This window comes from Streptomyces anulatus (assembly GCF_014650675.1).
In the GTDB taxonomy this organism is placed as follows: domain Bacteria; phylum Actinomycetota; class Actinomycetes; order Streptomycetales; family Streptomycetaceae; genus Streptomyces; species Streptomyces anulatus.
Map to the genome: position 1 here is coordinate 22,997 of NZ_BMVK01000011.1, position 26,671 is coordinate 49,667.

The following is a 26,671-nucleotide window of genomic DNA, read 5'->3' on the forward strand; positions in this document are numbered from 1 at the left end:
GGGCACCCGTCGGCACCCCGTCGGGCACGCATCGGGCACGCACCGGGCACGCACGGGGCACGCATCGGGCTGCGGGAACGCCGACGGCGACCCCGAGGAGTGAGCCGTGAGGCTGTCCTCGACGTCGCCGTCGGACGGGTGACCCGGGCGCACGCCCCGGGTACCGGGGTGTAACGGGTCCACTGACTCTTTTCGGTTGTGCTGCTCGCCCGCCGGGTCCCGGCGGGTGGGCGGTTACGCCGGCCGGATCAGATGGAGACGTGCACCGAGCGGAGGAACGCGGCCGGGTTCAGCGCCGAGCCGTAGTTCGGGCTGGTGCGGATCTCGAAGTGCAGGTGCGGGCCGCTGGAGTTTCCGGTGTTGCCGGACAGGGCGATCTTCTGGCCCGTCTTCACGGTCTGGCCGATCTTCACGTTGACCTTCGACAGGTGCGCGTACTGCGAGTACTTGCCGTTGGAGTGCTTGATCACGACGGCGTTGCCGTACGCGGGGCCGTCGCCGGCGCCGTTCGGGCCGGCCTTCACGACGGTGCCCTTGTGGGCGGCCACGACGTCGGTGCCGACCGGCACGGCGAAGTCCTGGCCGGAGTGCTTGGCGGCCCAGCGGGCGCCACCGGTGCCGTAGCTGGCGCTCAGCGTGTACTTCTTGACCGGGGACTTCCAGGAGGCGGCGTTCTTCTTCGCGGCCTTCTTCTTGTCCTCGGCCTTCTTCTTCGCGTCGGAGGCCTTCTTCGCGGAGGCCTTCTTGGCCGCGTCGGCGGCCTTGCCCTGCGCGGTCGCCTGCTGGGCGACGGAGTCGGCGGCCGTGGCGGCGGCGAGGGGAGCGGCAGCGGCTTCACTGCCGCTGGACGCGAACGCCGATCCGGCACCCAGCACCACGGACGCTCCCAGGCCGGCGGCCAGGACGGCGCCACGGACGCGGAAGGCGGACGGGCGGATGGTGTGCTGGTTCGTTGCGCGCTTCATACGAGGAAGTCCTCCGAAGGTGAGTGGACCCGGCGTGCTGTCCGGGCTTGCTCCACCTTGGTAACCCGCACCCCCGCCGGTGCTCAAACACCCCATCTACGAAGAAAAGCCGTAGAGGGGGCCGGGGGAATTCGTCGCGCTTGTCCCCCTGTGAGGAGTCGGCGCGGGCTACGAAATCCTTCGCGCGGAAGACGTTTAACGCCTGCTCCATGGGCCCTTTTCCGGACATGGCACCGCGAAAGGGCTGTATCGCCCAGAGCCTCGAAAGGGCCTGCCGCCGCCGGGCCGAAGGTCCCGCGGCCGATCACGGCGCTTTCTCCTAGCCCGGGTAGTAGGCCTGTTTCGGGCTGTGCGCCTTGTCACCGCCGGTGGGACCTAAGTCCTTCCGATTCGGGACCTTCGGCCTGCTACTTCACTACGCTGACGGGAAAGCGGCACCGCACCCCGGGGGACCCCATGACGGCCGAGAACACCCACGCGCTGGACGGCATCGAGCTCGCCGATGCCGTCGCGTCCATCCGCAACCAGCTCATCGACGCGGCGACCCGGGCCACGGACCACCCGGTCTCCTTCGCGGTCGGCGACATCCAGATGGAGTTCACCCTCGAACTGCGCCGGGAGGCCAAGGCGGGCGGCAAGGTGAAGGCCTGGGTGGTCGAGGCGGGCGCGGACGCCGCCCGCACCACGGGCCGCACGCACAAGGTGGCCTTCACCCTGACCCCGCGCAACGCCGCCACGGGCGAGGCGTGGGAGATCGGGACGGAGGACGACGGGTCCACGGCGGGGTTCGGCGGGAGCACAGCAGAGGACGACGGGTCCACGGCGGGGTTCGGCGAGGGGTCCGCCCGCGCGTGAGCACGACGCGTCCCTCCGGCACCCACCCCTCCGACCGCACGGTGGTCGTCTCCGGGGTCCTCCAGGGCAGTGGTGTCCTCCTCACCGACCTGCTGATCCTGACCTGCGCCCATGTGGTCAAGACCGGCACCGTCCACGTCGCCCACCCGGACAGCCCGGAGCGCACCCGCGCCACGGTCGCCTGGATCGACTACCGCCTGGACGTGGCGCTCCTCCAGGCCATCGAACCGGTGCGGCCCGTTCCCCCCGTACGGCTCGGTGTGGTCGACACCCGCCAGGCGATACCCGAGTGCGAGATCACCGGCTTCCCGCGCATCCAGCGCTACGGCCGCGACCAGCGCCTGGAGGCGGACCAGTACACGGCGACGGTCCTGCCCATGGCGGGCCGGGTCCGCGACCTGCTGGTCTGCGATCTGGACGGCCCGCCCGCCGCACGCCCGGACGACGAGCCGGCCGCCCTGTCCGGGCTCTCCGGCGGCCCGGTCTTCATGGGGGACGTGCTCCTGGGCATCGCCCGGCAGGTCCCGCAGCAGCGCGACGGCCGGCGGGTCGAATGCGTCCCGCTCGCCCCGGTCCTGGCGGCGAAGCCCTTCCGCCTCGTCTATCAGCGGACCGGAATCGACCTGCGCCAAGAGCTCGTCCACGGCAGCTTCCCGCGTGACCTGCGGTACGAGGCGGAGTACGCCCAGGCGCTCGGCGTCGCCTACCGCCGTACGAAGATCTTCGGCCTGGACGAGCTGAGTCGGCACGACGCCGAATGGGACCTGGACACCGCCTATCTCAGCCTGGAGGCCCAGGCACAGACGCAGGACCGGGTGCAGGACCGGGCCCAGGCGCAGGACCGGGTCGCTCCCGGACCCCCCGCCGCCCACGCCCCGCCCCTCCCCCAGCGCATCGACGCCCTCCTCGCCGACCGCCCCCGGGTCCTGCTGCGCGGCGAGGCGGGCGCGGGCAAGACGACGCTGCTGTGGTGGCTCGCCGCCCATGCCTCGGCCCGCACCCTGAGCGACGCGCTGGCCCCGCTGAACGGCCTGATCCCCTTCGTGGTGCCCCTGCGCACCCTGCGGGCCCGCGGCGGTACGTTCCCGGGTCCGGCCGAGCTGTCGGGTGCGGCGGGGCTGGTGATCGACGCGGCCCCGGAGGGCTGGGCGGGCCGGGTCCTGGCGTCCGGGCGGGCGTTGTTGCTGGTGGACGGCCTGGACGAGGTGCCGCCGGAGGAGCGCGAACAGGCGCACTTCTGGCTCGCGCAGCTCCTGGACCGCTACCCGGACACCCGGTGCGTCGCGACCGTGCGACCGCTCGCCGTCGAGCCGGACTGGCTGCGCTCCGAGGGTTTCGGGGAGCTGCGGCTGCTGCCGATGCGGAACGAGGACATCCAGGCGTTCGTGGCCTCCTGGCATCGGGCGGCACGGCTGTCGGAGGAGGACGACGCCGATCGGCTGGACGAGCTGGGCCGCGACCTGTCCCGCCAGTTCGACCAGAACCCCACGCTCGGTGACCTGGCCCGTACGCCGCTGCTCTGCGCGGTGATCTGCGCGCTGCACCGCCGGCGCGACGGCTTCCTTCCCGAGACCCGCTGGCAGCTGTACCGCTCGGCCCTGGAGCTGCTGGTGGGCCACCGCGACCGTCGCCGCCGGATCGGGAACCCCGAGGGCATCGAGCTGGACGTCGAGGAAGCCACCCAGCTCCTCCAGCGGATCGCCGTCTGGCTGGTCCGCGAGGGCCAGTCGGAGTTCACCCGGGGCCAGGCACTGCGCCAACTCGGCCGTGCGCTGGCGGGGATGGACCGGGTCAGGGCCCAGGGCCCGCCCGAGAGGATCCTCACCCACCTGCTCAACCGCAGTGGTCTGCTCCAGGAACGCGCCGACGCCACCTACCAGTTCATCCACCGGACGTTCCAGGACTACCTGGCCGCGAAGGAGCTCGTCGAGGACGACCACCTCAACGAACTGCTGCGCCACGCGGACGAGGAGCCCTGGCAGGACGTGGTCCTGCTGGCGGCGGGCCACTGCGGGCGCCGCGAACTGGCCGTGCTGGTCGAGGGGTTGCTGGACGCGGGGCTGACGCACGAGGAAGGGACGATCGACCGTGTGGGCCTCCATGTCCTCGCCGCCCTGTGCGCGCAGCACGCGGCGTGGCTGGACGGTGGGGTACGGGAACGGGTGCGCGCCGGCACGGCGGCGTTGTTCCCGCCGACGGACGGCGACCAGGTGGACGTCCTGGCCGGGCTGGGCGAGGCGGCGCTGGAGTTCCTGCCGGCGCCGGGACGGAGGAGGCCCGGAGACCACGGCGTCGAGCACGTGGCGGACCTGATCGCCGCGATCGGGGGAGCCGCGGCGGTGCCGTACGCCGAGTCCTGGCTTCTCGCCCATCCCGATCTGAGCATGCGGTTCGCGTACGAGTGGGAGAGCTTTCCCCCCGAGGAGTACGCCATCGAGGTGCTGGCCCGGTGCGACCTCGCGGCGGTGTTCCTCATCGTGAGCGACCGCAGGCGGCTGGCGGCCCTGCGGCATCTGCCCGACTTCCAGTATCTGCGCCTGGAGGTGGACGCCCCCGAAGCGGAGATACGAGCGGCGCTGGAGGGCAAACGGCCGGTGCACCTCGTCCTGGACGACAACGCGTCGCTGACCGGCCTCTCCTGTCTGCTGCCGGTCGCTCCGACCCTGCGGTACTTGAAGATCGACAGCTGTCCCGGGATCCGGGATCTGACTGCTCTCGGGGAACTGACCGCGCTGACGACGCTGTGCCTGGATCTCTCCGGTCTGCCGACCGCGCACGAGGCCATCGCCGCCGACCTGCCCGCCTCACTGGGGTCGCTGGAGCTGACGGGGCTCGCGACCGACCGGCTCAGCGACATCGCCCCCCACCCTCCGGTGGAGGACCTCGCCCTCACGGCGCGACGGCCGCTCGTGCTGGACGCCCTGGACGCCTGGCCCTCGCTGATCGCCCTGGAGGTCTCCGAGCTGAGCGACTGGAACGAGGCGCTCACCGCGTTGGCCGCGTTCCCTCGGATCACCGAGCTGACGTTCAAAGCCTTCCCCTGGCAGGACCCGCCCACCGACGCGCCCGCCCTCCCGGCCGTCGAGGAGCTGAGGCTCCAGGCTCCGCGCGACGGCCGGGTCCTGGACGTCGTCCGGCCCCTCTTCCCGGGAGTCACCCACCTCACCCTGGACGTCTCGGAGCATGCCGGCGGCCTGGATCTGTCAGCGGTCGGCGACTGGCCCGACCTCGCGGTGACGGTCACCGGACGCGAGCACATCACCGTGGTCGGTGCGGAGGGACTGGGCGAACGGCTCACGGTCAGCCCGTACCTGTGAGCCGCAGAAAAGGGGCTGCCCCGGACCGGTGACGAAACCGGTTCCGGGGCAGCCCCTTCACACGCTCGGGCTCACGCCCTACGCGCGTGTCACGCGTCCTTCGTGAGGTTCGGGCCGGCGCCGCCTGCCGCCTGCTCGATCGGCGGGACGTCGGGCAGAGCCGACTTCTCCTCGCCGCGGAAGGTGAACGTCTTGTCGTCACCCTCGCCCTCGGTGCCCACGACCACGATGTGACCGGGACGCAGCTCACCGAAGAGGATCTTCTCGGAGAGGATGTCCTCGATCTGCCGCTGGATCGTCCGGCGCAGCGGCCGGGCGCCCATCACGGGGTCGTAGCCCTTCTTCGCGAGCAGCATCTTGGCCTCGCCGCTGAGCTCGATGCCCATGTCGCGGTCCTTGAGGCGCTCGTCGACCTTGGCGAGCATGAGGTCGACGATCTGGATGATGTCTTCCTCGGTCAGCTGGTGGAAGACGACCGTGTCGTCGACACGGTTGAGGAATTCCGGCCGGAAGTGCTGCTTGAGCTCTTCGTTGACCTTGGTCTTCATCCGCTCGTAGTTCGTCTTGACGTCGCCCTGGGCGGCGAAGCCCAGGTTGAAGCCCTTCGAGATGTCCCGGGTCCCGAGGTTGGTCGTCATGATGATGACCGTGTTCTTGAAGTCCACGACCCGACCCTGGGAGTCGGTCAGGCGACCGTCCTCCAGAATCTGGAGCAGGGAATTGAAGATATCGGGGTGGGCCTTCTCGACCTCGTCGAAGAGGACGACGGAGAACGGCTTGCGGCGCACCTTCTCGGTGAGCTGGCCGCCCTCCTCGTAGCCCACGTAGCCGGGGGGCGAACCGAAGAGACGGGAAACCGTGTGCTTCTCGCTGAACTCCGACATGTCGAGGGAGATCAGCGCGTCCTCGTCGCCGAAGAGGAATTCGGCGAGCGTCTTGGAGAGCTCGGTCTTACCGACACCGGACGGGCCGGCGAAGATGAACGAGCCACCGGGGCGCTTCGGGTCCTTCAGACCGGCTCGCGTACGGCGGATCGCCTGCGAAAGGGCCTTGATGGCGTCCTTCTGCCCGATGACGCGCTTGTGGAGCTCGTCCTCCATGCGCAGCAGACGGGAGGACTCCTCCTCCGTCAGCTTGAAGACCGGGATTCCGGTGGCCGTGGCCAGGACTTCGGCGATGAGCTCGCCGTCGACCTCGGCGACGACGTCCATGTCGCCGGCCTTCCACTCCTTCTCGCGCTTGGCCTTCGCCGCCAGCAGCTGCTTCTCCTTGTCGCGGAGGGAAGCCGCCTTCTCGAAGTCCTGGGAGTCGATGGCCGACTCCTTGTCGCGGCGGACGCCCGCGATCTTCTCGTCGAACTCGCGGAGGTCCGGCGGCGCGGTCATCCGGCGGATGCGCATCCGGGATCCGGCCTCGTCGATCAGGTCGATCGCCTTGTCCGGCAGGAAGCGGTCCGAGATGTACCGGTCGGCCAGGGTCGCGGCCTGGACCAGCGCCTCGTCCGTGATGGAGACCCGGTGGTGGGCCTCGTAACGGTCGCGCAGGCCCTTGAGGATCTCGATGGTGTGCGGCAGCGACGGCTCCGCGACCTGGATGGGCTGGAAGCGGCGCTCGAGAGCGGCGTCCTTCTCCAGGTGCTTGCGGTACTCGTCGAGCGTGGTGGCGCCGATGGTCTGGAGCTCACCGCGCGCCAGCATGGGCTTCAGGATCGAAGCCGCGTCGATGGCGCCTTCCGCGGCACCCGCACCGACCAGCGTGTGGAGCTCGTCGATGAACAGGATGATGTCGCCGCGGGTGCGGATCTCCTTGAGGACCTTCTTCAGGCGCTCCTCGAAGTCACCCCGGTACCGGGAGCCGGCGACCAGGGCGCCGAGGTCCAGGGTGTAGAGGTGCTTGTCCTTGAGGGTCTCGGGCACCTCGCCCTTGACGATCGCCTGGGCCAGGCCCTCGACGACCGCCGTCTTGCCGACGCCGGGCTCGCCGATGAGGACCGGGTTGTTCTTGGTCCGGCGGGACAGCACCTGCATGACCCGCTCGATCTCCTTCTCGCGCCCGATGACCGGGTCGAGCTTGGACTCACGAGCGGCCTGGGTGAGATTCCGGCCGAACTGGTCGAGCACCAGGGACGTGGAGGGCGTGCCCTCGGCGGGACCGCCTGCGGTGGCCGCCTCCTTGCCGCCCGAATACCCGGAAAGCAGCTGGATGACCTGCTGCCGGACCCGGTTCAGGTCGGCGCCCAGCTTCACGAGGACCTGGGCGGCGACGCCCTCGCCCTCGCGGATCAGGCCGAGCAGGATGTGCTCGGTGCCGATGTAGTTGTGGCCCAGCTGAAGAGCCTCGCGGAGCGACAGCTCCAGGACCTTCTTGGCTCGCGGAGTGAAGGGGATGTGCCCGGAAGGAGCCTGCTGCCCCTGCCCGATGATCTCCTCCACCTGCTGGCGGACCGCCTCGAGCGAAATCCCGAGGCTCTCCAGGGCCTTAGCGGCGACACCCTCACCCTCATGGATCAGGCCCAGGAGGATGTGCTCGGTGCCGATGTAGTTGTGGTTGAGCATCCGGGCTTCTTCCTGAGCCAGGACGACAACCCGCCGCGCGCGGTCGGTGAACCTCTCGAACATCGTTAATCGCTCCTCAGAGCGGTCGGTCAGTGAGGGGTCGGTCCCCTCCCAGTCCTTCCGCATGCTAGTCCCGCAGGACGGGACAGCTCATTCCAACTGCCGACATCCGTCCGGATCACCCCGCGCCGGGCGGGGATTCTTACTGCCGAACAGCTGACAACTGCTCCAACCCGATGGTGCGAGACGATGTTCCCGCAGGCCAGGCAGATACCCCTTTCGCCAGTACGCCGATGGCGAACGTGAGACGCCTCGGCCCGCGTGTCGCCCCTTCCCACTAGGAAAGTCTTACCCGCAATCACTGACAGTCCATGCGGCGCGCCCCGGTTCCCTCCGCTACGGGCGAACATCCTTGCGCTGCTGAATGCTCTCGCGCGCCCCCACGGCCGGGACGGAACGTGATCCGTCGCGAACCCTGCGTAACCCCGGAGGTGATTCGGCGGTTCATCGGACATGACCCCCGCCGTCCCTCAGCCCCGATCGTCGCCCGATGCCGCTCCGGGTTCCGCCGACGCCGCACTTGCCCGGCGGTACGCGACGGAGCTGGGCTGGGCCACCGCGGGCCGGGCTCCGCTGCGACTGCTCACCGGGGCGCTCTTCGATGTGCTGGAGCTGCCCGCCGAGGCCGGTCACGCTGTGCTGCGGCGCGGTGTGCGCACCGGTCCCGTGCTGCTGTCCGGTACGCGGATGGGGCTGCTGGTCGCCGCGGGCGGCGCCGATGAGCTGCCGGGGCTGCTCGACTGGCTGGAGTGGGGCCCGGTCGCGCTGGACCTGGCCGCCGTGGGTGCGGGGGGCCGCGTCACGGCCCCGCCTCTCCCGGGCGCCCCGGGGGACTCGCCGGGGGCCGCTGTGTGGCTGCGGCCCCCAGAGCCGAGGCGTGTGCCCGGGCCGGGACTGCCGGCCCTCGCGGGCTTCGGGAGCAGCGGTGGGGATGCCCCCGATCTCGTACGCCTGGTGGACGCCGCGGCTACCGAATGCCATCGGGTCCGGTTGTCACGCGCCCGTTCCGGGGTGCTGACAAGGGGTGGAGCGGATCAGCCGTTGGCCTTCTCGTAAGCCTCACGGATCTCGGCGGGAACGCGGCCGCGGTCATTCACGTTGTGGCCGTTCTCCCGCGCCCACCGGCGGATTTCCGCGGTGTCCTTGTTACCGCCGGCCACGGCGCGGCCCTTGCCGCGGCCCGTGGCGGCACGGCCACCGGTGCGACGTCCACCCTTGGTGTAGGGCTCGAGAAGGCCGCGAAGCTTGTCCGCGTTGGCCGTGGTGAGGTCGATCTCGTACGTCTTGCCGTCAAGGGCGAACGTGACGGTCTCATCGGCCTCGACGCCGTCGAGGTCATCGACAAGAAGGACCTGAACCTTCTGTGCCACGGGATTTCCTTTCATCGAAAATGGAGTACGCGGAAAGGAAACCGCTTTTCCCTCGAAAACACAAACCCCCGGGAGAGGTTCAGCAGCCCGAGAAGACAGGAAACATGCGCGATTCGGACATAGGGTTGCAGGTCCTTCTGCAGATCACAGGTGCAGAAGCATCCGGCTGTTGCCCAAGGTGTTCGGCTTCACTCGTTCGAGACCGAGGAACTCCGCGACACCCTCGTCGTAGGAACGCAGCAGCTCACTGTAGACATCGGTGTCAACGGGCGTCTCCCCGATCTCGACGAAGCCGTGCTTCGCGAAGAAGTCCACTTCGAAGGTGAGACAGAAAACCCTGCGGACACCGAGCCATCGCGCGGTCTGCAAGAGCTTGTCCAGTACGTGATGCCCGACTCCCGCGCCCTTGATGCGGGGGTCGACGGCAAGGGTCCGCACTTCCGCCAGGTCTTCCCACATGACGTGAAGTGCGCCGCAGCCGATGACTGTCGCGTCCTCGTCGCGTTCCGCGACCCAGAACTCCTGGATGTCCTCGTAAAGGGTGACGGTCGCTTTGTCGAGCAGGATGCGTCCGGACACGTACCCGTCGAGGAGTCGTCGCACCGACGCGACATCACTCGTTCTGGCCCGTCGGACGGTGATGGCGGGCTTATTTACCGACGGGTCGGTATGAAGTTCGGTATCCGGATCACTTTGTGGCTGCTCTGGGGACATGCCCCGACGCTATCGCCCGCTCTCCTGCGTCGCGTCATCGGCCGGGGCGTCATCTCCGGCGGCGCCGGCGGTCGGTTCCGCGGGGTCGCCGGGGGTGGTTTCGGCAAGGTTGGGGGAAACCATGCGAACAGCGTCCTGCAGTGCTTCGCGCTGTTCGGCGGACATCATGCCGAAGAACGCGACAAGTGCGGCGGCGGGGTTGTCACTGCGTGACCAGGCTTCGTTCATCAGTGCGGCCGAGTAGGCGGCCCTGGTGGAGACGGCCGTATATCGATAGGCCCGGCCGTCGACTTCCCTGCGCACCCAGCCCTTCTGATGGAGATTGTCCATTACCGTCATCACGGTCGTGTAGGCGATGGACCGTTCCTGCTGAAGGTCCTCAAGGACTTCCCGCACCGTGACCGGTCGGTTCCATTGCCAGACGCGTGTCATCACGGCGTCTTCGAGGTCTCCCAATTGGCGGGGCACGAGATCACTTTAGTGCTAGATGTCCTGAATGTTCTGGTATTTACACAGCAAAAGAGCGCACGGCTCGGACGAGTCGTGCGCTCCGGGTGTGCGCGTCGGGAGGATTACGGGGCGGACGGGCCGCTCTCGCGATCAGACATTCTCCGGACGAGCGGTCTGCTTTACGGATTCCGCGCGGGCGAGCGCCGCGTCCACCACGGCGTCCTCCTTGGTCTTGTTCGGACCGCCCTGGCTCTTGACGATGATCACGATCAGGGCGATGAAGAAGACGGCCATCACCACGGGGGGCACGAGCGCGGATACATAGTCCATGCCGTCCAGAGTAGCGAGCCCGGAACCGCCCGACGCGGCGACCTCCCGGTGGGAGGCCGCCGCGTCGGATGCCGCGCGGGGATCAGCCCGCGGCCCGCTCCTCGGACGGGGGCGGCGCGGGCCGGCGGCGCGGCGGGAAGACTTCGGAGGGCTTGGGCATCGGGCGGTCGCCCGGCTTCTGCGGGCGGTCCGGGGCGGCCGGGGTCCTGGGCCGGTCCGGCTCCCGGTCGGCGGCACGGCCGCCGGGCAGGGCGAGCAGCCGGCTGCGGGGCCCGGGAGCCGTGAGCCCGGCGGAGCGGCCGGCGAGGCGGGCCCGTACGGAACGCTCGGCGAGCACCTGGCAGCGCTCCAGGAGGGCCGCTGCGAGCCGCCCGCCGCGCAGGGCCCGCAGGGCGGCCAGATCGTCCGGGCGGGGGTCGTAGCCGGCCGCCAGGGCGTCCTGGAGCAGCTCCAGGTAGCCGGTGGCGGAGCCGGGGAGGGCGTTGCGGTAGCGGGCGAGGTCGGCGAGGAGGAACGCTCGCAGCCGACCCGCCTCGCCGGCCGCCTCGTCCACGGAGCCGGCGAGCCGCAGGCAGTCCTGGACGTCCTCGTCGGACAGGGGCATGGGGTGGAGGGCGATGGCAAGGGCACGTCGGAGCACCCGCAGCTCGTCCGCGCTGAACGCCATGCCGCCTCGTGAACCGTAGGGCGTGGGCATAACGCGACAATACGTGCTAAATGGACAAAATCCGTTTAACTGGTCGTCGGTGGCGCGGCGTACCCCGGCGGCGTCCCCGGCCCCCGCCCCCGGCCGTTCCCGCAGGTGCCACCGGGTCCCGGCGGGAGGGCCGCTACGACCGGGAGACGTTCCGCTCGTACACCAGGCGCAGCCCGATGAGCGTCAGCCACGGCTCGTGCTCGTCGATGGCCGAGGACTCCCCCAACACCATCGGAGCAAGGCCGCCCGTCGCGATCACGGTGACGTCGTCCGGGTCGGCGGCCAGCTCCTTCTTCATCCGGGCCACCACCCCGTCGACCTGGCCCGCGAAGCCGTAGACGATGCCGGACTGCATGGCCTCGACGGTGTTCTTGCCGATCACGCTGCGCGGCCGGGCCAGCTCGATCTTGCGGAGCTGGGCGCCCTTGACGCCGAGGGCCTCGACCGAGATCTCGATGCCGGGGGCGATCACCCCGCCCGCGTACTCGCCGCGCGGGGAGACCGCGTCGAAGGTGGTGGCGGTGCCGAAGTCGACGACGATCGCCGGGCCCCCGTACAGCTCGACGGCGGCGACCGCGTTGATGATGCGGTCCGCGCCGACCTCCTTGGGGTTGTCCATCAGGATCGGCACGCCCGTCTTGACGCCGGGCTCCACCAGGACGGCGGGGACGTCGCCGTAGTAGCGCCGGGTGACCTCGCGCAGTTCGTGCAGGACCGAGGGGACGGTGGCGCAGATCGCGATGCCCTCGATGCCGTCGCCCAGCTCCATGCCGAGCAGCGGGTGCATGCCCATCAGGCCCTGGAGCAGGACGGCCAGCTCGTCGGCGGTGCGGCGGGCGTCCGTGGAGATCCGCCAGTGCTCGACGATCTCCTCGCCGTCGAAGAGGCCGAGGACCGTGTGCGTGTTGCCGACGTCGATGGTGAGCAGCATCAGGCGTCGGCCCCGTCGGTGGCGTCGGCGTCGCGGAAGTCCAGGCCGATGTCGAGGATCGGCGAGGAGTGGGTGAGCGCCCCGACCGCGAGGTAGTCGACGCCCGCCTCGGCGTAGGCGCGGGCCGAGTCGAGGGTCAGCCGGCCGGAGGACTCCAGGATCGCCCGGCCGTCGACCAGGGCGACGGCCTCGGCGGTCTCGGCCGGGGTGAAGTTGTCCAGCAGGATCAGGTCGACGCCCGCGTCCAGCACCTCGCGGACCTGGTCCATCGTGTCGACCTCGACCTCGATGGGCAGCTCGGGGAACTCGGCGCGGACCCGCTTGAACGCCTCGGCGACGCCGCCCGCGGCGATCACGTGGTTGTCCTTGACCAGGGCCGCGTCGGAGAGCGACATGCGGTGGTTGACGCCACCGCCGCAGCGCACCGCGTACTTCTCCAGCGCGCGCAGGCCCGCCGTCGTCTTGCGGGTGTCGCGGACCTTGGCCTTGCTGCCCTCCAGCACGTCCGCCCAGGCGCGGGTGGCGGTCGCGATGCCCGAGAGGCGGCAGAGCAGGTTCAGCGCGCTGCGCTCGCCGGTCAGCAGGTCGCGGGTGCGGGTGGTGACGGTCAGCAGCTTCTGGCCGGGGACGATCCGGTCGCCGTCCTCGACGTGCCGCTCGACCTCGAACTCCTCGGTGCAGACGATCGACAGGACCGCCTCGGCGACCCGGAGCCCGGCGACCACGCCCGCCTCCCGGGCGGTGAAGTCACCGGTGATCACGGCGTCCTCGGGGACGGTCGCCACGGTCGTGACGTCCACCCCGCCGTCGAGGTCCTCCTCGATCGCCACATGGGCGACGTCCTCGACCTGGACGGGGTCGAGCCCCGACTGGGCCAGCAGCAGGGCGAGCGCGGGGTCCAGGCCGCACTCCAGGGCTTCGGGGTCGAATCCGTCGTCACCGCCGCAGCCGCAGCCGTCGCCGCAGCCGCCTTCCGCCGGCGTCGACGATGCGGGCGCGCCGACCCGGATCAGCGGTACGTCCACGGGTGTGGGGCGCGGATTCTCTTCGGGCGTGCTCACGGTGACGGCTCCTCGGGGTGTGGCGGGTGGTGCGGGTAGGGCTGGTGCTTCTGCTGCGGCCGGTGCCGCCCTGTGCTGTCCGGCGGTGCGGCTGCTTCCAGCAGTCTGCTCAATCCGACGGGCGTACGGGCGGGAATGCGGCGGTCTCCGTGCGGTGGACGACCGGGGTGCGGTCCGGCGCGATGCGGACGACCAGGTGGCGGCGGCTGTGGGCGTCGTCGCGGTCGGGCCGGTCCTCGCGCCAGTGGCAGCCGCGGGTCTCCTCGCGGTCCCGGGCGGCGGCGACCAGGACCCGGGAGACCAGGAGCAGGTTGGTGACCTCCCAGGCGTCGACCCCGGGGACGACCGCCTTGGCGCCGCTCGGCCCCTCCGCGTCGGCGGCGGCACCGCGGTGCAGGGCCTCCAGCTCCTCGGCGGCCGCGGCCAGGCTGTCGGCGGAGCGCAGGACTCCGGCGCCCCGGGTCATGGTGCGCTGGATCGCCGTACGGGCCTCGGGGGCCAGCAGCGGGGCGGGATCGCCCGCGTCCGGGTCCCCGGCCGGTTCGGTGCGGGGCGGGCGGGCCTCGGCGATGTCGGCGGCGATGCGCTCGGCGAAGACCAGACCCTCCAGGAGGGAGTTGGACGCGAGGCGGTTGGCCCCGTGCACACCGGTGCAGGCGACCTCCCCGCAGGCGTACAGGCCGGGGACGGTGGTACGGCCCCGCAGGTCGGTGCGGACGCCGCCGGAGGCGTAGTGCGCGGCCGGGGCGACCGGGATCGGCTCGGTCACCGGGTCGATGCCGTGGGACCGGCAGGCGGCCAGGATGGTGGGGAAGCGCTGCTCCCACATCCGCGCCCCGAAGTGCCGGGCGTCGAGATACATGTGCTCGGCGCCGTGGTCGAGCATGCGGCGGGTGATGGCCTTGGCGACGATGTCGCGGGGGGCCAGCTCGGCCAGCTCGTGCTGTCCGAGCATGAAGCGGACGCCGTCGCCGTCGACGAGATGCGCGCCCTCGCCGCGTACGGCCTCGGAGACCAGCGGCTGCTGGCCCTCGGAGTCCGCGCCGAGGAACAGGACGGTCGGGTGGAACTGGACGAACTCCAGGTCGGAGACCTCCGCCCCGGCCCGCAGCGCGAGCGCCACCCCGTCGCCGGTGGAGACGGGGGGGTTGGTGGTGGCGGAGAAGACCTGGCCCATGCCGCCGGTGGCCAGGACGACCGAGGGGGCCCGGACCGCGCCGACGCCGTCGTGCTGGCCCTCGCCCATGACGTGCAGCGAGACGCCCGCCGTACGGCCTTCGGCGTCCGTGAGCAGATCCAGGACCAGGGCGTTCTCGATGGTGTGCAGGGCGGCCTCGCGGACCGCGCCGACCAGGGCGCGGGAGATCTCCGCGCCGGTCGCGTCGCCGCCCGCGTGGGCGATGCGGCGGCGGTGGTGGCCGCCCTCGCGGGTCAGCGCGATGTCGCCGCTGTCGGTGGTGTCGAAGTGCGCGCCGGTGTTGATCAGCCGGCGTACGGCGTCGGGGCCCTCGGTGACCAGGGTGCGCACGGCCTCCTCGTCGCAGAGGCCCGCGCCCGCGACGAGGGTGTCGTCGAGGTGCTGCTCGGGGGTGTCGCCCTCGCCGAGCGCGGCGGCGATGCCGCCCTGGGCCCAGCGGGTCGAGCCGTCGTCGAGGCGGGCCTTGGTGACGACGACGGTGTCCAGGCCGGCGGCGGCGCAGCGCAGCGCCGCGGTCAGCCCGGCGACGCCGGATCCGACGACCACGACGTCCGCGTCGATGGCCCAGCCGGGGGCGGGGGCGGTCAGCCGTATTCCGGTCACGTCAGGGCTCCGAAGGTGAGGGGGATGTTGTCGATGAGGCGGGTGTCCCCGATCCGGGCCGCGACGGCGAGGATCGCCTCCCCGTTCTCGCGGTCGTCCGGGATCTCGGTGAAGTCCGCCGGGTCCACCAGGGCCAGGTAGTCGAGGGCGAGCGGCGCCCTGTCCCGGGCCGCGGCCTCCTCCAGGACGGTCCGCGCGGCGGCCCGGACGGCTGCGGGCGCCCCGCCCGGCCGGACCAGCGCCACGGCCTGGGCGTCGGCGGCGGCGCGGGCCTCGCCGAGCCTGTTGAGCCCGGCGGCCCGGTCGCCGCCGGGTGCGGTGGCCCGGGCCCGCTCGTGCAGCGCCTGCTGGGCGGCGAGCCGGTCACGGGCCGCGAACAGGGCGCGGGACAGCGCGCGGGCGGTGTGCCGCTCCTCGGCGGTCAGGAAACGGTTGCGGCTGGAGAGCGCGAGGCCGTCCGCGTCCCGGACGGTGGGCACGCCGGTGATCCGGACGCCGAAATTCAGGTCGCGGACCATGCGGCGGATCAGGGCGAGCTGCTGGGCGTCCTTCTGCCCGTAGAACGCCTCGTCGGGGCGGGTGAGGTGGAGGAGCTTGGCGACGACGGTGAGCATCCCGTCGAAATGCCCGGGACGGGCCGCGCCTTCGAGGCGCTCGCCCATGGGGCCCGCGGTGATCCGCACCTGGGGCTCACCGCCCGGGTAGACCTCGTCCGCGCCGGGGGCGAAGACCGCGTCGGCCCCCGCCGCCCCGGCGATCTCCAGGTCGGCGTCCAGGGTGCGCGGATAGCGGTCCAGGTCGGCGGCCTCGCCGAACTGGAGCGGGTTCACGAAGACGGTGACCACGACCTGGCCGTCCGCACCGGCCGCCGCGCGGGCGGCCCGGATCAGGGCGGCGTGGCCCTCGTGGAGCGCGCCCATCGTCATGACGACGGCCCGCTCGGCCCCGGCGGGGCGGGACAGCGCGTCCAGCTCGGCGGCGGTGCGCAGGAGGGCGGGCCGTACCGTGCGCGTCATCGGGTCTCCCCCGGTCCGGCACAACTGATGATCGTCATCGGTCTCCCCCGGATCCCGTACAGCTGATGATCCTCATCGGGTCTCCCCCGGTCCGGGGCCGCCGGGGCGGCGCTCCTGGTCGGCCAGGACGACGAGGAGGTCCTCGGCCAGCTCGGCCTTGAGCAGGCCGTGGGCGAGCGCCCGGTCGGCCGTGGCGCGGGCCATCTCGATGTATCCGGCCACCGCCTGCGGGGCGTGCTCGCGCAGTTCGCCGATGTGGGCGGCGACCGTGCCCGCGTCACCCCGGGCGACCGGGCCGGTCAGAGCGGCGTCGCCGGAGCGCAGGGCGTTGTCCAGGGCCGCGCCGAGCAGCGGGCCGAGCATCCGGTCGGGGGCGGCGACCCCGGCCTTGGCCAGCAGCTCCATCGACTGGGCGACCAGGGTGACCAGGTGGTTCGCGCCGAGGGCGAGGGCCGCGTGGTAGAGCGGGCGGGACTCCTCGGCGATCCACTCGGGCTCGCCGCCCATCTCGATGACCAGGGCCTCGGCGGCGAGCCGCAGCTCCTCGGGGGCGGTGACGCCGAAGGAGCAGCCCGCGAGCCGCTGGACGTCGACGGCGGTGCCGGTGAACGTCATCGCGGGGTGCAGCGCGAGCGGCAGGGCCCCGGCCCGCAGCGCGGGGTCCAGCACCCGCGCCCCGTACCGCCCGGAGGTGTGGACGAGCAGCTGGCCCGGCCGTACGGCGCCGGTCTCGGCGAGGCCCTCGACCAGCGTGGGCAGCACGTCGTCGGGGACGGTCAGCAGCACCAGCTCGGCGCGGGCCAGCACCTCGGCGGGCTCCACCACGGGCACGTCGGGGAGCAGCTCGGCGGCGCGGCGCCGGGAGGCGTCGGAGACACCGGACACGGCGACCGGGCGGTGCCCGGCGAGCTGGAGGGATGCGGCGAGGGCGGGTCCGACCCGGCCCGCACCGACGACGCCGACCGTGAGTCGGGCGGGGCGGTCCCTCGCGTCGAGGGGTTCCTTCGAAACTGGTGCGTTCACGCGGCGATGGCCTTCCGTTCCAGTCCGCGGGGGGTACCGGACGATTTCTCTGCATGCTACGCCAGCGTTTCGGCGAAGCTCCCCAGCCGCCCACAGCCTGTGGATAACTTTCCGGCCCTGACCCTGCACCTACCTCCGGGCCCGATTCCGGGCCGGACCCGGGCGGGCGGAAACCGGCGGGCGGGCGGGCGGAGGCCCGGGTGATGATCGTCCCATGGTGACCATGGATGAGCAGGAGCGGCGGCGGCGCAGGCTGACCGCATGGCGGGCGTCGCGGCGGACGCTGGCCCGGGTGGGCGCGGACGGCACGCTGGGCGAGCGGCTGGCGGCGCTGGCCGCCGGCGCCGCTTCCGTACACGATCCGGAGGACTGGACCGATGTGTACGGGGGCGGGGTCGTCGCCGATCTGGAGCGGCGGGTGGCCGGGCTGCTGGGGATGGAGGAGGCGGCGTTCTTCCCGACCGGGACGATGGCCCAGCAGGTCGCGCTGCGGTGCTGGGCGGGGCGTACGGGCGACGCGACGGTGGCGCTGCACCCCCTGTCCCATCCGGAGCTGCACGAGGGCGGGGCGCTGGCCGCGGTGAGCGGGCTGCGCACGGTGCATCCGACGTCCGGGCCGAGGCTGCCGAGCGCCGAGGAGGTCCGGGAGTACCCCGAACCGTTCGGCACGCTGATGCTGGAGCTGCCGCTGCGGGACGCCGGGTTCGTGCTGCCGTCCTGGGAGGAGCTGACGGCGGTGGTGGAGGCGGCCCGGGAGCGGGACGCGGTGGTGCACTTCGACGGGGCGCGGCTGTGGGAGTGCGGCCCGCACCTCGGGCGGGAGCTGTCGGAGATCGCCGCCCTCGCGGACAGCGTGTACGTGTCGTTCTACAAGTCCCTGGACGGGCTGTCGGGCGCGGTGCTGGCCGGCCCCTCGACGCTGGTGGAGGAGGCCCGGGTGTGGCGCCACCGGTACGGGGGCCAGCTCTTCCAGCAGTACCCGGCGGCGCTCTCCGCACTGCTGGGCCTGGAGCGGGAACTGCCGCGCCTGCCGTCGTACGTCGCCCACGCGAAGGTGGTGGCCGGGGCGCTGGCGGAGGGGTTCGCGGCGTCGGGGGTGCCGTGGTTCCGGGTGCATCCGGAACCGCCGCACACGCATCAGTTCCAGGTCTGGCTGCCGTACGGGGCCGAGGTGCTGGACGAGGCGTCGGTGCGGCAGGCCGAGGAGACGGGCGTGACGCTGTTCCGGCGCTGGTTCGCTGGTGCGGCCGGGACGGGGCTGCCGCCGGGGGTCTCGTACACCGAGGTGACGGTGGCGGGGGCGGGTCTTGAGTGGTCGGCCGAGGATGTGCGGGATGCGGTGGCGGGGTTCGTGGGGTACCTGACGTAGGGGCTGCGCGGACCGGCCGGGCCGTCGGCGTCGGGGGCCTTGTCGCGTGGCCGGGCCCCGGCGTCGGGACCTCGTCGAGTGGCCGGGCCCTCCGGCCTCGGGGTTCCGTCCTCAAACGCCGGACGGGCTGGGTGTGCCGGACTCGCCGGGCTTGCCGGAACGGCCCGGCTTGCCGGAACGGCGCGTCGGCGGGTGGGTCAGCCAGTGGCGGTACAGGTCGCGCAGGACGGAGCGGTCGTGCCGGCCCGGCGGCGGGGGTGCGGGCTCCGCCAGCCGGGCCGCGCGGTAGGTGTCGAGCATGTGCTGCTGAATGGCGTCCATACGAACCAGCCTGCGCAGGTCACGGCGGCGCCGCGCGTTGATTGACGGCCCCCGTCAATCGGAACGACGGCCCCGTGCCCGTACCCCCACTATGGAGGGGTGAGCGTGCACATAGACATCGCGGGCCTGCCCGCCGACCGCGTCGTTTTCGCGACCTCTCCCCTGGCCGAGCTGGGCCTCGCCCTGCACGCCCTCTCCGAGCCCGGACACCATCCGGGGCTGCACGGCTGGGCCACCGCGACCGCGACGGCCCTGGAGCCCGACCTCGCGGACCGGCTGCTGGAGGCGGAGTTCCTCTGGCGGAACACCTTCTCCGACGTGTTCATGCCGTTCTCCGGGATCCGGGGCGGCGACGGCAGGACCGGGGCGACGCTCGCCGAGGACCTGGACCTGCTGGACAAGCTGGACGACGAGCGGTTCGTCGCCGCGGCCCTGGAGTTCACCTGCGCCAGCCATTACGGGGCCGGGGCGCCGTCACCGCTGAACGACGCCGGGATGCGGGGCCGCGCCCTGGACCTGGCGGCGGCGCGCGGCCCGCAGCAGATGGACTTCACCCGGCGGCTGCTGGCCGACCCCGCCTCCGTACGCGGCTGGGTCCGGCGGCTCTTCGAGGACTGCGACCAGGCGTTCTTCGCCGACACCTGGCGCCGGGTCTCCGTCCAGCTGGTCGCCGACGCCCGGCACAAGACGGAGCTGCTGCGGCGCAAGGGACTGGCCGACGCGGTCGGGGCGGTGTCGGCCGCCGTGACGCTGGACGAGAGTGCGGGCCGGATCAACGTCGACAAGCTGTCCGAGGGCCGGACCACCGCCGTCGACCCGGGCGTCGGCCGGGGCCTGACGCTCATCCCGACCAGCTTCGGCTGGCCGCATCTGATGGTGCTGCACGCCCCGGGCTGGCGGCCGGTGATCCACTACCCGGTCCACCTGCCCGACCTGCCGGCGCCCGCCTCCGTGGAACTGCTCCAGCTGCGCCTGGAAGCGCTGGCCCACCCGATGCGGATGCGGCTCTGCCGCAACCTGGCCCGCTCCCCGTACACCACCGGCGAGCTGGCCGACTCCAACGGCATCACCTCCCCCGAGGTCTCCCGCCACCTCTCCATGCTCAAGAAGGCCGGGCTGGTCACGACGCGCCGCCGCGGCCGCTACGTCCTGCACCAGCTGGACCTGACGGTCGTCGCCCGGCTCGGCAGCGACTTCCTGGAGGGCGTCCTGCGCTGAGCCCCCCGGTTTCCCGCAGGGCGATCCGCGCCGGGGCTCCTCAGCCCGCGCCGCCGCCGGCCCGGACCAGGCCCGTCTCGTAGGCGAGGACGACGACCTGGACCCGGTCGCGGAGGTTCAGCTTGGTGAGGATGCGGCCGACGTGCGTCTTGACGGTGGCCTCGGAGAGCACGAGCCGGGCCGCGATCTCCCCGTTCGACAGACCCTGGGCGACCAGGAGCATGACTTCCCGTTCGCGTTCGGTGAGCTTCCCGATGTGCTTGTTCTTCGGCTCCTTCTCGCCGCTGGGCAGCATCGGCGAGAAGCGGTCGAGCAGCCGGCGGGTGGTCGACGGGGCGACGACCGCGTCCCCGCTGTGCACCGAACGGATCGCGGCGAGCAGCTCGGCGGGCGGCACGTCCTTGAGCATGAAGCCGCTGGCCCCCGCCTTCAGCCCGGAGAAGGCGTACTCGTCCAGGTCGAAGGTGGTCAGGATCAGCACCTTCGGCGGGTCCTGCTGCGCGCAGATGCGACGGGTCGCCTCGACGCCGTCCAGCCGGGGCATGCGGACGTCCATCAGCACCACGTCGACGGCGGTGGACCGCAGGATCTCGATCGCCTCCGCCCCGTCCCCGGCCTCGGCCACGACCTCCATGTCGGGCTGGGCGGCGAGCACCATCCGGAAGCCGGTCCGCAGCAGCACCTGGTCGTCGACGAGCATCACGCGGATGGCCGTGGTCATGGGAATCGTGTCCTGTCCTGGGTCGTCGTCGTGGAAGGCGGGGGCGGCGGGGCGTGGAGGGCCCCGGCCGGGGTCAGCCCGGAGGCTTGAGCGGCAGCAGGGCGCTGATCCGGAACCCGCCGCCGGGCCGGGGCCCCGCGTCCAGGGTGCCGCCGACCATGCCGACCCGCTCCCGCATCCCGATCATCCCGTGCCCGGCACCGTCCGCGCCGCCGTCCTCGTACAGCTCGTGCGCCGCGCCCCGGCCGTCGTCCTCGATCAGCAGCCCGAGGCCGTCGTCGAAGTAGACCAGCCGGACGCTGGCCCCGGCGTCCGGTCCGCCGTGCTTGCGGGTGTTCGTCAGGGCCTCCTGCACGACGCGGTACGCGGTCAGCTCCACGCCGCTGGGCAGCGGGCGGGGGGTGCCCTCGACCTTGAAGTCGACCGTCAGGCCGGTCTGCCGCACCTGCGCCACCAGGTCCTCGATCTGCTCCACATCGGGCTGGGGGACGTACTCCCCGCTCTCCGGGGCGTCCCCGGTCCGCAGCACCCCGAGCAGCCGCCGCATCTCCGCGAGCGCCTGCCGGCCGGTGCTGGAGATGGTCTCCAGGGCCTGCTTGGCCTGGTCGGGAGCGGCGTCCATGACATAGGCGGCGCCGTCGGCCTGGACGACCATCACGGACACGTTGTGCGCGACGACGTCGTGCAGCTCGCGGGCGATCCGGGCCCGCTCGGCGGCGACCGCGACCTTGGACTGCGCCTCGCGTTCCCGCTCCAGGCGGGCGGCACGCTCCTCCAGCTGGTCGAAGTAGGCGCGCCGGGTCCGCAGCGAGTCCCCGAGCACCCAGGCCAGCACGAACGGCACGGTCATGATGATCGTCACGAAGACCACCTGGGGCCAGGATCCGCCCGGCTCGGCCTCCCACCGCAGCTGCGACAGGGCCGCCGCGCTCAGGCTGCAGACCAGGGCGAGCCGGGACGCCCAGCGCTCCCCGACGGTGGCCACGGTGTACGTGATCACCAGCAACGCGAAGTCCCCGATGCCGGGCCGGACGTCGAACACCAGCTGCACGACGCCCACCAGGATGGCGAGCAGCAGCATCTTCTCCGGGGCCCTGCGGCGCAGCGCCACCACCGTGGAGAGCCCCAGGATCACCGGAACGGCGACGATCTCCTCGCGCCCCGCGTCGTACATGCCCGACACCATCGACACGCCGGAGAGCCCGAGGAGGAAGACGGCCCAGAAGACGTCGACGCCCGTCGGGTGTCTGCGGATGAAATCGTAGAGGCGCTGCACGTAACCCAGCGTAGGGACAGCTGATCGGTGCCCGGGTCAACCGAAGGGTCGATCCGGGTCCTGGGACCGTACTCCCCAAGGTGGAGACTTGCCTACGTGACGGACGAGTGGCGTGGGTGGCGGGAGGCGGCTCAGGCCGCTCTGTACGGAGATGAGGGCTTTTACCGCAGCCCGCTGCGGAGCCCGGAGGGACCGGCGGGCCACTTCCGTACGTCGGTCCACGCCTCGCCCCTTTTCGCGGCGGCGGTGGCCCGGCTGCTGACCGGGACCGCGCGGGAGCTGGACACCGGCACGGTCGCGCTGGTCGATGTCGGGGCGGGGCGCGGCGAGCTGCTGACCGGAGTGCTGGCCGCACTGCCACCGGGCCTGGAGGTGACCGCGTACGCCGTCGAGGTCGCGGACCGGCCCCCGGGCCTGGACCCCCGGATCGAGTGGTGCGCGGAGCCGCCCTCGGGGGTCACCGGGCTGCTGTTCGCCAACGAGTGGCTGGACAACGTTCCGGCCGAGGTGGCGGAGGCCGACCCGGACGGCGTCCCCCGGTACGTCCAGGTGCGGACCTCGGACGGTGCGGAGCGCCTCGGCGAAGCGGTGGGCGGGGCGGACGCGGCGTGGCTGGAGCGCTGGTGGCCGCTGACCGAGCCGGGCGAGCGGGCGGAGATCGGCCGCCCCCGGGACGCGGCCTGGGCGGGAGCCGTCGGCTCGCTCGCCGCCGGTGTCGCGGTGGCGGTGGACTACGCCCATGTACGGGGCGCGCGGCCGCCTTTCGGGACGCTGACCGGCTTCCGGGGCGGGCGCGAGGTGCGTCCGGTGCCGGACGGCTCCTGCGACCTGACCGCGCATGTGGCGCTGGACGCCTGCGCGGCGGCCGCCGGGCAGGCGAGCGCCGAGCTGACCGACCAGCGGGCGGCGCTGCACCGGTTGGGCGTCGGCGGCGGCCGGCCGCCGCTGAGCCTGGCCGCGACCGATCCGGCGGGCTACGTCACCGCGCTGGCTGCCGCGGGCCAGGCGGCGGAGCTGACCGCGCGCGGCGGCCTCGGCGACTTCGGGTGGCTGCTGCACCGGGTGGGGCCGGAACGCGGGTGACCGCCCCGGCGCGGCGGGGTCAGGGAATACTGTCCCGCATGACGGAGACGACGATCGGCATCGGCGGAGCGGCGGAGAGCACCGACATGGTGCTGAACATCGGTCCCCAGCACCCCTCGACGCACGGGGTCCTCCGGCTGCGGATCGTGCTGGACGGCGAGCGCGTGCAGCACGCGGAGCCGGTCATCGGCTATATGCACCGGGGCGCGGAGAAGCTCTTCGAGGCGCGTGACTACCGGCAGATCATCATGCTCGCCAACCGCCACGACTGGCTGTCCGCGTTCTCGAACGAACTGGGCGTGGTGATGGCCGTCGAGCGGATGCTCGGCATGGAGGTCCCCGAGCGCGCGGTGTGGACGCGGACCCTGCTCGCCGAGCTGAACCGGGTCCTCAACCACCTGATGTTCCTCGGCTCCTACCCCCTCGAACTCGGCGGCATCACCCCGGTCTTCCACGCCTTCCGGGAGCGCGAGGAGCTCCAGGCGGTGATGGAGGAGGTCTCCGGCGGGCGGATGCACTACATGTTCAACCGGGTCGGCGGGCTCAAGGAGGACGTCCCGGCGGGCTGGGCCGGCCGGGTCCGCGACGCCGTCGCCTCCGTCCGCTCCCGCATGGACGTGTACGAGAACCTCGTCCTCGGCAACGAGATCTTCCGGGGCCGTACGCGCGACGTGGGCGTGCTGTCCGCCGCCGCGGTGCACGCGTACGGGGTGTCGGGGCCGATCGCGCGCGCCTCGGGCGTCGACTTCGACCTGCGGCGCGACGAGCCGTATCTCGCGTACGGGGAGCTCCAGGACACCCTGAAGGTCGTCACCCGGACCGAGGGCGACTGCCTGGCCCGCTTCGAGTGCCTGCTGGAGCAGACCCTCAACTCCCTGGACCTGGCGGACGCGTGCCTGGACCGGATGGCCCACCTGGCACCGGGGCCGATCAACCAGCGGCTGCCGAAGGTGCTCAAGGCGCCGGAGGGCCACACCTACGCCTGGACGGAGAACCCGCTCGGCGTCAACGGCTACTACCTGGTGTCCAAGGGCGAGAAGACGCCCTACCGGCTGAAGCTGCGCTCCGCCTCGTTCAACAACATCCAGGCGCTCACCGAGCTGCTGCCGGGCACCCTGGTCGCCGACATGGTGGCGATCCTGGGCTCGCTGTTCTTCGTCGTCGGCGACATCGACAAGTAGTCGTCGGCGACAGCGACAGGCTGAGGGCCCCGGGACCTCCTCCCGGGCGGCCGCGCCCGCTCAGGAGACCGCGCCGCGCAGTTCCGCCACCTCGATCTGCTCGGTCTCGTCGTGCGCGGTGAGGTCGATGACCTTGCCGACGGCCCGGTTGTCGACGGCTCCCGTGCGGTGGGCGGCGAGCGCCTCCTCGCCGACGACGTCCGCGAGGTCCTCGTTCTGCACGGACTCGATCGCGGCGTTCGCCTTCTCGGTGCTCTGGGCGTGCTGCGTGCCGAAGAAGTCGAAGTTGCCCTGGGGGGCCAGGTGGCGGCGCGCGGCGGCGTACGGGACGACGGCCGAGGCGGCCGGGATCGCGCGCGGCACGGGCAGCGGCGCGATGGAGGCCGGGGCCTTCACGCTCGGGAGCGCCGGGGTCCCGGGGGCCTTCGCGAGGGCCGGGGTGCCCGCGTTCGGAGCGTCCTGGGCGTTCGGGGCCGGGGCGTTCGCGTTCTCGGCGTTCGGGGCCGGGGCGGGCGGGGTGGTCGAGGAGCGGCGGTGCTGGTGGTCCCGGTGCTCGCCCGCCCCGGTGGCCGCCGCGTGCTTCCCCTGCGGGCCGTCCGCCTCCGTGTCCCGGTGCCGGTCGGCAACGGCCGACTGACGCCGCCGGACCGCTTCCACCGTCCTGCGGGTCTCCTGGAGCGCCGCGTTGCGCGTGAGGTTCATCAGGGCCTCGTCCGCGCGCCGGTACGACTCGGGGGTCGGCGTGGACCGCGCGGGCAGCAGCTCCTTGGGGGCCGCGGCCTCGATGGCGAGCTGCCTGCGGCCCTCCAGGGCGCTGGCCCGCTCGGTCTCGGCGTTGGCGTAGCGGCGGAGCAGTCCGGCGTGCTCCCCGCGCAGCCCCGCGAGCTCGACGCGCTTGCGGCGGAGCTTGGTCTCCAGACGGGTGCGCAGCTCGCGCGACTCCTCCAGGTCCTGCTCCAGCTCGGCTATCCGCTCCTCGGCCCGCCACTCGTCACTGACGCGTGCCCGGGTCAGCTCGGCGACCCGCAGCCCCGCCGCCCGGTCCCAGCTGCGCATCAGATACGCGCCGGTGACGGCGGCGGCCGCCACGGCGGTCACCAGGCCGCGCAGGACCAGGGGTTCGGCCAGGAGCCAGGCGCCGGCGGCACCGACGACCGACACTCCCGCCACCACGGAGGGGGGCAGGATTCTGTGGAGGGGTGGCGAATGGCGGTGGCGTCCACGTGGCATGGCCTGAAATTTACCGTGTGTACGGGCCACTTGGGGGGCCGCCCGCCAATCTGTTCCCCGCCGGTTACCTCGCGGCCCCCCAAAGGCCCTCCACCCGGCCCTTTTGCCTCGTGATCGCGTGCTACTTCTTGATCAGGCCCTTCGACTCCAGATACTCCTTGGCCACATCGGTCGGCTTGGCCCGCTCGGCGTCGACCTTCCGGTTCAACTCGGCGAGATCTTCCGTGGTGAGTGCGGAAGTGAGCTTGCCGAGTGCCTCGGCGATCTCCGGCGCGCCCGCGTCCGCGGCATTCAGAACGGGGAGGACGTTGTCCGCGTTCTGGAGCTTCTTGTCGTCCTCCAGGAACACCAGCCCGTCCAGCACCGCGTCCGTGGTGGTCGTCAGGACCAGCTGGACCTTGCCGTCGCGGACGGCCTGCTTGGACTGCGGGGTGCCGACGCCCTTGGGGTCGATACCGGTGACGTCGATGCCGTAGGTCTTCTTCAGACCGGGTGCGCAGAACGGCCGCACCTCGCACTCGTCGCCCGCCGCGATCTTGACCTTGATCTTCGACTTCCCCAGATCGGAAAGCGTCGTGAGGTTGTTCTTCTCGGCGAATTCCTTCGAGACCGCGAAGGCGTTCTGGTCGACGGCCTTCCCCGCCGGGAGGACCTTGAGGCCCAGCGGCCCGGCGAGCTTCTCCAGAGCGGCCACCGTGGCGGCGGCGTCCCCGGAGGCCACGGGCGCGGCCTGGGCCTCCTTGGCGCCGTTGACCTTGGCGTTGAGGAATTCGGCGATGGTGGCGGCGTACTCCGGTACGACGTCGATCTCGCCCTTCTCCAGCGAGGGCTCGTACAGCTCACGGTTCTTCACTGTGGTGATCGAGGTGCTGTATCCGGCGTCGTCCAGGATCTGTGCGTACAGCTCGGCGAGCACCTTGGACTCGGTGAACGAGGCGGAGCCGACGACCAGGGAGCCCTTCTTGCCGTCACCGGCCGAGGAGCCCGAGCCGCCCTTCTCCTTCTCCAGGCTGTCGCCGCCGCAGGCCGCGAGCGACCCGGCCAGCGCCACCATGCCGACGACCGCTCCAGCTATCCGCGAGGTCCTGCTCATATGTGTTGTTCTCCGTCCGAACAGAAGAAAAGTG

General features: G+C 72.1%; 24 protein-coding genes. 7 read left to right on the forward strand and 17 right to left on the reverse strand.

What is annotated here, in order from left to right; genetic code table 11:
- Positions 1 to 248: 248 nt before the first annotated feature.
- Positions 249 to 965 carry a M23 family metallopeptidase gene (locus IE272_RS24965; RefSeq protein WP_050356746.1) on the reverse strand — a complete coding sequence of 239 codons (717 nt, stop codon included), beginning with the start codon at positions 963 to 965 and terminating at the stop codon, positions 249 to 251.
- A 456-nt stretch (positions 966 to 1,421) separates the two neighbouring features.
- Between IE272_RS24965 and IE272_RS24970 the strand changes: the two genes are divergently transcribed.
- Positions 1,422 to 1,820, forward strand: a complete 399-nt coding sequence (locus IE272_RS24970) for a trypco2 family protein (RefSeq protein ID WP_050356747.1) — start codon at positions 1,422 to 1,424, stop codon at positions 1,818 to 1,820.
- The gene (locus IE272_RS24975; protein WP_190008098.1) at positions 1,817 to 5,137 is read left to right on the forward strand and encodes a serine protease; all 3,321 of its coding nucleotides are present in this window, start codon (positions 1,817 to 1,819) and stop codon (positions 5,135 to 5,137) included. The genes IE272_RS24970 and IE272_RS24975 overlap by 4 nt, the downstream gene beginning before the upstream one ends.
- 89 nt (positions 5,138 to 5,226) lie before the next feature.
- Here the strand turns inward: IE272_RS24975 and IE272_RS24980 are convergent, their stop codons facing one another.
- Positions 5,227 to 7,755 carry an ATP-dependent Clp protease ATP-binding subunit gene (locus tag IE272_RS24980; protein ID WP_007456892.1) on the reverse strand — a complete coding sequence of 843 codons (2,529 nt, stop codon included), beginning with the start codon at positions 7,753 to 7,755 and terminating at the stop codon, positions 5,227 to 5,229.
- A 450-nt stretch (positions 7,756 to 8,205) separates the two neighbouring features.
- Here IE272_RS24980 and IE272_RS24985 point away from each other — a divergent pair, with 450 nt between their 5' ends.
- Positions 8,206 to 8,808, forward strand: coding sequence for an SCO3374 family protein (locus IE272_RS24985; protein ID WP_050356749.1), 603 nt, complete (start codon positions 8,206 to 8,208; stop codon positions 8,806 to 8,808).
- Here IE272_RS24985 and IE272_RS24990 read toward each other — a convergent pair.
- From IE272_RS24990 to IE272_RS25035, 10 genes are all read right to left on the reverse strand, one after another.
- Positions 8,787 to 9,122, reverse strand: a complete 336-nt coding sequence (locus IE272_RS24990; protein ID WP_003968298.1) for a histone-like nucleoid-structuring protein Lsr2 — start codon at positions 9,120 to 9,122, stop codon at positions 8,787 to 8,789. The genes IE272_RS24985 and IE272_RS24990 overlap by 22 nt on opposite strands.
- A 144-nt stretch (positions 9,123 to 9,266) precedes the next feature.
- Positions 9,267 to 9,836, reverse strand: a complete 570-nt coding sequence (locus IE272_RS24995) for an amino-acid N-acetyltransferase (protein WP_032793703.1) — start codon at positions 9,834 to 9,836, stop codon at positions 9,267 to 9,269.
- A 9-nt stretch (positions 9,837 to 9,845) separates the two neighbouring features.
- A complete protein-coding gene (locus IE272_RS25000; RefSeq protein WP_050356798.1) occupies positions 9,846 to 10,268 on the reverse strand; it encodes a BlaI/MecI/CopY family transcriptional regulator in 423 nt (140 codons plus the stop codon).
- Positions 10,269 to 10,436: 168 nt separating this feature from the next.
- A complete protein-coding gene (locus IE272_RS25005) occupies positions 10,437 to 10,616 on the reverse strand; it encodes a hypothetical protein (protein WP_032793702.1) in 180 nt (59 codons plus the stop codon).
- Between the two features lie 82 nt (positions 10,617 to 10,698).
- A complete protein-coding gene (locus tag IE272_RS25010; RefSeq protein ID WP_007456881.1) occupies positions 10,699 to 11,283 on the reverse strand; it encodes a hypothetical protein in 585 nt (194 codons plus the stop codon).
- 163 nt (positions 11,284 to 11,446) lie between these two features.
- Positions 11,447 to 12,244: a type III pantothenate kinase gene (locus IE272_RS25015; RefSeq protein ID WP_050356751.1), complete on the reverse strand. Its 798-nt coding sequence runs from the start codon at positions 12,242 to 12,244 to the stop codon at positions 11,447 to 11,449.
- The gene (gene nadC / locus IE272_RS25020; protein WP_229897606.1) at positions 12,244 to 13,305 is read right to left on the reverse strand and encodes a carboxylating nicotinate-nucleotide diphosphorylase; all 1,062 of its coding nucleotides are present in this window, start codon (positions 13,303 to 13,305) and stop codon (positions 12,244 to 12,246) included. Before nadC ends, IE272_RS25015 begins: the two co-directional genes overlap by 1 nt.
- Before the next feature lie 109 nt (positions 13,306 to 13,414).
- Positions 13,415 to 15,106, reverse strand: a complete 1,692-nt coding sequence (locus tag IE272_RS25025; RefSeq protein ID WP_057663758.1) for an L-aspartate oxidase — start codon at positions 15,104 to 15,106, stop codon at positions 13,415 to 13,417.
- Entirely contained in the window at positions 15,103 to 16,122 is a 1,020-nt protein-coding gene (panC, locus tag IE272_RS25030; RefSeq protein WP_056700371.1) for a pantoate--beta-alanine ligase, read from the reverse strand. Before panC ends, IE272_RS25025 begins: the two co-directional genes overlap by 4 nt.
- Before the next feature lie 72 nt (positions 16,123 to 16,194).
- Complete coding sequence (locus IE272_RS25035; protein ID WP_057663761.1) at positions 16,195 to 17,145, reverse strand: Rossmann-like and DUF2520 domain-containing protein; 951 nt, start codon at positions 17,143 to 17,145, stop codon at positions 16,195 to 16,197.
- A 214-nt stretch (positions 17,146 to 17,359) separates the two neighbouring features.
- On the opposite strand from IE272_RS25035, the gene IE272_RS25040 reads away from it, so the two are divergent.
- Positions 17,360 to 18,514: a threonine aldolase family protein gene (locus IE272_RS25040; RefSeq protein ID WP_050356756.1), complete on the forward strand. Its 1,155-nt coding sequence runs from the start codon at positions 17,360 to 17,362 to the stop codon at positions 18,512 to 18,514.
- A gap of 111 nt (positions 18,515 to 18,625) precedes the next feature.
- Here IE272_RS25040 and IE272_RS25045 read toward each other — a convergent pair whose 3' ends face one another.
- Positions 18,626 to 18,835: a hypothetical protein gene (locus IE272_RS25045; RefSeq protein ID WP_056700377.1), complete on the reverse strand. Its 210-nt coding sequence runs from the start codon at positions 18,833 to 18,835 to the stop codon at positions 18,626 to 18,628.
- Between the two features lie 105 nt (positions 18,836 to 18,940).
- Here IE272_RS25045 and IE272_RS25050 point away from each other — a divergent pair, with 105 nt between their 5' ends.
- A complete protein-coding gene (locus IE272_RS25050) occupies positions 18,941 to 20,053 on the forward strand; it encodes a DUF5937 family protein (RefSeq protein ID WP_050356799.1) in 1,113 nt (370 codons plus the stop codon).
- Between the two features lie 40 nt (positions 20,054 to 20,093).
- Here the strand turns inward: IE272_RS25050 and IE272_RS25055 are convergent, their stop codons facing one another.
- Both IE272_RS25055 and IE272_RS25060 read right to left on the reverse strand, forming a co-directional pair.
- Positions 20,094 to 20,774 (reverse strand): response regulator transcription factor, encoded by a 681-nt coding sequence (locus tag IE272_RS25055; protein WP_047177265.1) that lies wholly within the window; start codon positions 20,772 to 20,774, stop codon positions 20,094 to 20,096.
- A gap of 73 nt (positions 20,775 to 20,847) precedes the next feature.
- The gene (locus tag IE272_RS25060; protein ID WP_050356758.1) at positions 20,848 to 22,050 is read right to left on the reverse strand and encodes a sensor histidine kinase; all 1,203 of its coding nucleotides are present in this window, start codon (positions 22,048 to 22,050) and stop codon (positions 20,848 to 20,850) included.
- A gap of 96 nt (positions 22,051 to 22,146) precedes the next feature.
- On the opposite strand from IE272_RS25060, the gene IE272_RS25065 reads away from it, so the two are divergent.
- Positions 22,147 to 23,133 (forward strand): SAM-dependent methyltransferase, encoded by a 987-nt coding sequence (locus IE272_RS25065; RefSeq protein ID WP_190008100.1) that lies wholly within the window; start codon positions 22,147 to 22,149, stop codon positions 23,131 to 23,133.
- Between the two features lie 38 nt (positions 23,134 to 23,171).
- A complete protein-coding gene (locus IE272_RS25070) occupies positions 23,172 to 24,314 on the forward strand; it encodes an NADH-quinone oxidoreductase subunit D (protein ID WP_050356760.1) in 1,143 nt (380 codons plus the stop codon).
- A 60-nt stretch (positions 24,315 to 24,374) separates the two neighbouring features.
- On the opposite strand, the gene IE272_RS25075 is transcribed toward IE272_RS25070, so the two are convergent.
- Both IE272_RS25075 and IE272_RS25080 read right to left on the reverse strand, forming a co-directional pair.
- On the reverse strand, positions 24,375 to 25,544 hold the full coding sequence (locus IE272_RS25075; RefSeq protein WP_169808538.1) for a hypothetical protein: 1,170 nt from the start codon (positions 25,542 to 25,544) through the stop codon (positions 24,375 to 24,377).
- Between the two features lie 121 nt (positions 25,545 to 25,665).
- The gene (locus tag IE272_RS25080; protein WP_050356762.1) at positions 25,666 to 26,637 is read right to left on the reverse strand and encodes an ABC transporter substrate-binding protein; all 972 of its coding nucleotides are present in this window, start codon (positions 26,635 to 26,637) and stop codon (positions 25,666 to 25,668) included.
- Between the last annotated feature and the right edge of the window lie 34 nt (positions 26,638 to 26,671).

What these genes read in the sequence shown, in the direction of transcription:
- panC (WP_056700371.1), bottom strand. Translation starts at nt 16,122, where the DNA reads ATGACGCGCACGGTACGGCCCGCCCTCCTGCGCACCGCCGCCGAGCTG.
- IE272_RS25040 (WP_050356756.1), top strand. Translation starts at nt 17,360, where the DNA reads ATGGTGACCATGGATGAGCAGGAGCGGCGGCGGCGCAGGCTGACCGCA.
- IE272_RS25010 (WP_007456881.1), bottom strand. Translation starts at nt 11,283, where the DNA reads ATGGCGTTCAGCGCGGACGAGCTGCGGGTGCTCCGACGTGCCCTTGCC.
- IE272_RS25075 (WP_169808538.1), bottom strand. Translation starts at nt 25,544, where the DNA reads ATGCCACGTGGACGCCACCGCCATTCGCCACCCCTCCACAGAATCCTG.
- IE272_RS25055 (WP_047177265.1), bottom strand. Translation starts at nt 20,774, where the DNA reads ATGACCACGGCCATCCGCGTGATGCTCGTCGACGACCAGGTGCTGCTG.
- IE272_RS24985 (WP_050356749.1), top strand. Translation starts at nt 8,206, where the DNA reads ATGACCCCCGCCGTCCCTCAGCCCCGATCGTCGCCCGATGCCGCTCCG.
- IE272_RS24980 (WP_007456892.1), bottom strand. Translation starts at nt 7,755, where the DNA reads ATGTTCGAGAGGTTCACCGACCGCGCGCGGCGGGTTGTCGTCCTGGCT.
- IE272_RS24970 (WP_050356747.1), top strand. Translation starts at nt 1,422, where the DNA reads ATGACGGCCGAGAACACCCACGCGCTGGACGGCATCGAGCTCGCCGAT.
- IE272_RS25045 (WP_056700377.1), bottom strand. Translation starts at nt 18,835, where the DNA reads ATGGACGCCATTCAGCAGCACATGCTCGACACCTACCGCGCGGCCCGG.
- IE272_RS25015 (WP_050356751.1), bottom strand. Translation starts at nt 12,244, where the DNA reads ATGCTGCTCACCATCGACGTCGGCAACACGCACACGGTCCTCGGCCTC.
- IE272_RS24995 (WP_032793703.1), bottom strand. Translation starts at nt 9,836, where the DNA reads ATGTCCCCAGAGCAGCCACAAAGTGATCCGGATACCGAACTTCATACC.
- IE272_RS25000 (WP_050356798.1), bottom strand. Translation starts at nt 10,268, where the DNA reads ATGACACGCGTCTGGCAATGGAACCGACCGGTCACGGTGCGGGAAGTC.
- IE272_RS25070 (WP_050356760.1), top strand. Translation starts at nt 23,172, where the DNA reads ATGACGGAGACGACGATCGGCATCGGCGGAGCGGCGGAGAGCACCGAC.
- IE272_RS24965 (WP_050356746.1), bottom strand. Translation starts at nt 965, where the DNA reads ATGAAGCGCGCAACGAACCAGCACACCATCCGCCCGTCCGCCTTCCGC.
- IE272_RS25080 (WP_050356762.1), bottom strand. Translation starts at nt 26,637, where the DNA reads ATGAGCAGGACCTCGCGGATAGCTGGAGCGGTCGTCGGCATGGTGGCG.
- IE272_RS25005 (WP_032793702.1), bottom strand. Translation starts at nt 10,616, where the DNA reads ATGGACTATGTATCCGCGCTCGTGCCCCCCGTGGTGATGGCCGTCTTC.